Consider the following 4,803-nt stretch of genomic DNA (forward strand, 5'->3'; position numbering starts at 1 on the left):
ATTGGAAATCATTTACATTCTGATTTCCCAGCTGTCCCCAGCCACCCGTGATTTTCAGGTTGCTCACGGCTTTCACATGTTCTTTGAAGAAGGTTTCATCCGAAATGCGCCATCCTGCGGAGAAGGCGGGGAAATAGCCCCAGCGCTGATCTGGTGCAAATTTGGAAGAACCATCGGCGCGGAAGGTCACGGTCAACAGGTACTTATCTTTAAAACCGTAGAAGCCTCTTACAAATCCGGAAGCGATGGCGTTGGCAGGGTAGTAGTTGCCTTGTGCATCGTGGATGTCGTTACCATTACTCAGCACACGCTGATCGGGCGCTTCGTCATTAAAGCCCCAGCGGTCGGCCCGGAAGAAAGAACCATTATAGGTTTGCTGAGAGTAACCACCAGTAACGGTAACATGATGTATTTGTCCAAACACCTTGTTATAGGTCATGAATATTTCACTGAGCTGATTGTTTTCGGTGGCATTGCGGTTGTACAATTCCGCGTGGTCACGGGCCCTGGTCTGGTCCAGTACTTTAGGTGCAAAATTGTACTGGTTGTTGATGTTACCATCAAATCCGTAGTTGGCACGCAAGGTAAGACCATCCATAATTTCCAGTTCTCCATATACGCTGGCCAGCATGCGATAAGTTTTTGTCCAGGCATCGGTGGTTTCAGCGGTGTATACAGGGTTGTTGATATCACCCAGTTCATTGCTGGCTTTGGAACTGCCGTAGCTGCCATCAGGATTGTGTACCGGAATAGCGGGATTGAAACGCAGAGCGCTGAAAATAAGTCCCGTTTGTGAGGAATAGGTATCCGGACCGGCACTTTGTTTATACGTCAGCTGCATGTTTTCGCCTACCTTGAAACGTTTGCCCAGCTTATGTTCTGAGTTGAAACGTACGGAGTAACGTTTAAAATAGGAGTTGACAATCAGCCCGTTTTCATTATAATAACCTGCGCTGAGCATATAATTGGAGCTGGCGTTCCCACCGCGTAAGTTCACATCGGCATTGGTCACATCACCGGAACGCAGCAGGGCACGCTGCCAGTCGGTGCGCTGGGTGGCATAGTACGAATCTTTCCAGATAGGTTCTATGGCGCCGCCATCGTTGGTAGCACGTTCCTGTTTGAGCATCACCAGGTCTGGGGCTGTCAGCAAAGGAATGTAGCGGATGGTGTTGGATACGCCACGATATACGTTCACAGATGCTTTCAGCTTTTCGCCATAGCTGCCTTTTTTGGTGGTGATGATCACCACGCCGTTGGCAGCGCGGGTACCGTAGATCGCGGAGGAAGAAGCATCTTTCAGGATTTCCATAGAGGCGATGTCGTTGGGATTCACGTCACTGATGCCGGTGGCCGGGATGCCGTCAATAATCACCAGTGGTTCGGCGTTGTTGATGGTACCTGTACCACGTATACGTATAGCCGGTGTGCTGCCGGGAGCGCCGTCCGAGCGAACAATGTCCACGCCGGTAACGCGACCCTGGATGGCCGATGCGGCATCAGGTACGGGGATGTTTTTAATATCCGCACCTTTTACGGAGGCAATGGTACCGGTCACGTCGCGGCGGGTCTGCACACCATAACCTACTACCACTACTTCTCCCAAACCCTTGGTGGTAGCGTTCAGAGATACGTTGATGACAGCCTTGTCGCCCACCGTTATTGTTTGTGGTTCATAGCCGATAAATGAGAACAAAACCGATTTAGCACCTGCGGGTAAAGAAAGGCTGTAGTTCCCTTTTGTATCAGTACTGGCGCCACTGCTGGTGCCGGGTACTGTTACATTTACACCCGGCAGACCGGTTCCGTCGGAAGCACCGGTGACTTTTCCGGTAATGGTCTTTTGTGCCATCGCTGCGCTGGTAGCGCATAGAAAGACCATCAGAAAGCATAATTTTCTAGTGAATGAGTACCTCATAATTTGATGAATAAGACGTGAACTTGAATAAACGTGATTGGAACAGATGTATACGGCCTGTCTGTTTTAGTGTTGCTGGATGACTGGTTTTGGTTGTTAAATAATAATTGTTGCTAAATCGTTATTGTACTATTGCGTGTTGTAGGTAATTTTTTATGAATTCACTGTATTTCAAAAAATGATAACGGAAATTGGTTGGCTTTACACGATGGCTACATTACACATGACTCAGCTAGAAAGATAGTGAATTTTACAAATGTAGCAGTATAGTTTTTTACCCGGTGTTGATAGTAGATTAATTATGTATTAACACTTGTAAACGCGTACGGAGAACACTTATAGCCCACCCACAAAAAAGGGACTGCCATGGCAGCCCCCCGAAAATGATTGGTTTGGTGAGTAGATCAGGTGGTAGTAGTAATTTTTTCCCTTCGGGAGACAGGAGGCTGCCGGCGTTGCTGCCGCCTGTTGGCCAGGTAATACACAGGTATACCAGACAGCGTAATGATCAGTCCCGGCCAGGTAAACCGTGGCTTATATATGAACAGCAGTCCACAGAAGGCCAGCCCCATTAAAATATACAACACCGGCAACACCGGGTATCCGAAAGCCTTGTAAGGCCGGTCGGCATCCGGCCGCTTCTTACGCAAAATGAAAATCCCCGCAATCGTCAGCATATAAAATGCCACCACCACAAATGAAATCATATCCAGCAAATCGCCATACCGTCCGCTCAAACACCATAAACAAGCCAGCACACATTGAATCCATAAGGCAAATGCCGGCACCGCTGCCCGGTTCAATGTACCCGCCTTTTTGAAAAATACGCCGTCATTCGCCATCGTATGATACACCCTGGCTCCCGCCAGAATAAGTCCATTGTTACACCCAAACGTAGATACCATAATCATCAACGCAATCACAATAGTCCCTGCATTGCCCAATACGGCCTGAGATACGGACACGGCTACACGATCTTTAGGCGCCTGTGCAATGTCTGATAAGGGTAATACGGCGAGATAGGTAATGTTGGTCAACAAATAAATAACAGTCACGATAGCGGTCCCCAGGAAAAGACTCAACCCGATATTACGCCGTGGATTTTTTATTTCTCCGGCCACAAAAGCTACATTATGCCAGGAATCACTGCTGAATACAGATCCCACCATCGCCGCGGCAATTGCGCCAAAGGCGGCCATCATCGTGTAGGAGGTGGCGCTACCTTCGCTGGCCAACGGATGCAGGTCCCAGGCATGCTGCCAGTTCGCCGTCCATACGCCCGGTTTTAACGCCAGCAGTCCGCAAATGATCAACGCGGCCAAACTCACCAGTTTCGTCAGCGTAAAAGTGGTTTGTATAGTTTTGCCACCCTCAATACCACGTGTATTCATATAAGTGAGTAGCACGATCACCATAATGGAAAGCAACTGCGCCGCACTCACCTGCATAAATCCCAGGTTCAGTAAAACATGTTCTTCACTGAACACCGGCAGGAGGTAGGCCGTAAACTTGGCAAAGGCAACACCTACGGCGGCAATGGTAGCGGTTTGTATCACCGTGAAAAAGCTCCAGCCATATAAAAAGGCCGTCATCGGATTATAAGCTTCTTTCAGGTATACATATTGCCCGCCCGCGCGGGGAAACATGCCACTCAGTTCCCCGTAACTCAACGCGGCAGTAAGCGTCATAAAACCGGTAATAAGCCATACCAGCAATAACCAGCCGGCACTTCCGGTATGACGGGTAATATCGGCACTGACAATAAAAATTCCGGAGCCTATCATGCTGCCGGCCACGATCATAGTGGCATCCAGCAGCTTTATAGACGGCTTGAATGATGGAGCGTCTGACATAGTAGGTTTTGTAGTTGGTTGATATACCCTAAAACTACAGTTACTTTGCCTTGAATTCTATTCGCTTATTGACCAATACTATGCAGATTTTGTAGCTGCGGTATCCGATGTGTTATCCAGTTGTTCATATTCCCGCAGATAACTACGCGGCGATTTCCCGGTAATACTTTTAAATACCCGGTTGAAGTTGGCTATACTGTTGAATCCACAATTATAAGCTACGGTAGCGATGCTGTCGAACGAGCCACCAGCCAGTTTCTTACAGGCTTCATTGATACGTACTTCATTCAAAAACGATACAAACGTTAACCGCGTATGCTTCTTGAAATACCGGCAAAATGCCTGTGGCGTCATATGTGCCTCCCGGGCAATATCTTCCAGCTTTATTTCAGTATCATAATGCTGCATAATATAGTTGTAGATATACCCGATACGGATGCCTTCCTGTTCATTTACTGCCGATAACCTCGACCCCGTAATCAACGGTTCCAGGCTTTTAATCGTCAGAAAGAAATTCATCAGCTCCACAAATGCCAGAAACTGTACAATCCCCTGCGATTGATGGATCTTCAGCATACGGCTCGAAATCTCCAGCACATGCGCTTCCGGAATCTTAAACCCGTTGCGCGACTGCTCTACAAATGACTTGATCTTCTTAAATTCCGGCAGCTCAAACAACGGCGCCAGCTTGCCCTCCGGATTGAAAAACACCGTCAGCGCCTGCACATTCTTTTTGTTCTTGGTGCCAAAAGGCAACTCCTCACTCTTTAATACATGTGGCTGATTACTCCCCAGCCAGTAAATTTCATTCGACCAGAAAGCATGCATATTGTTCTCCACAATCAACGTACCATGCCCGTGCTGAATCCAGGTAAGCTGAATTTCTTCATGACGGTGCAGGTGCGGATAGAAAGCTGGCAGCGAATCCTTTTGCGTGATAATGGTTTTGTCGTGCGCTACAGGTATCGTAAACTGTAATACTTTCATGTAGTTACATTATTCTTTTTTTAACACCTTTGAAGGCTTTAGGCC

The 4,803-nt window shown here is 47.8% G+C and carries 3 protein-coding genes; all 3 read right to left on the reverse strand.

What is annotated here, in order from left to right; translation table 11 throughout:
* The coding region (locus tag VIP81_RS23090; RefSeq protein ID WP_331966947.1) for a SusC/RagA family TonB-linked outer membrane protein at nucleotides 1-1,882 on the reverse strand (1,882 nt) is incomplete at its 3' end.
* Between the two features lie 440 nt (nucleotides 1,883-2,322).
* Nucleotides 2,323-3,771, reverse strand: coding sequence for an APC family permease (locus VIP81_RS23095; protein WP_331966949.1), 1,449 nt, complete (start codon nucleotides 3,769-3,771; stop codon nucleotides 2,323-2,325).
* A 78-nt stretch (nucleotides 3,772-3,849) separates the two neighbouring features.
* Nucleotides 3,850-4,758, reverse strand: coding sequence for an AraC family transcriptional regulator (locus tag VIP81_RS23100; protein ID WP_331966951.1), 909 nt, complete (start codon nucleotides 4,756-4,758; stop codon nucleotides 3,850-3,852).
* Between the last annotated feature and the right edge of the window lie 45 nt (nucleotides 4,759-4,803).

It is taken from the genome of Chitinophaga sp. (assembly GCF_036566945.1).
Classification (GTDB): Bacteria; Bacteroidota; Bacteroidia; order Chitinophagales; family Chitinophagaceae; genus Chitinophaga.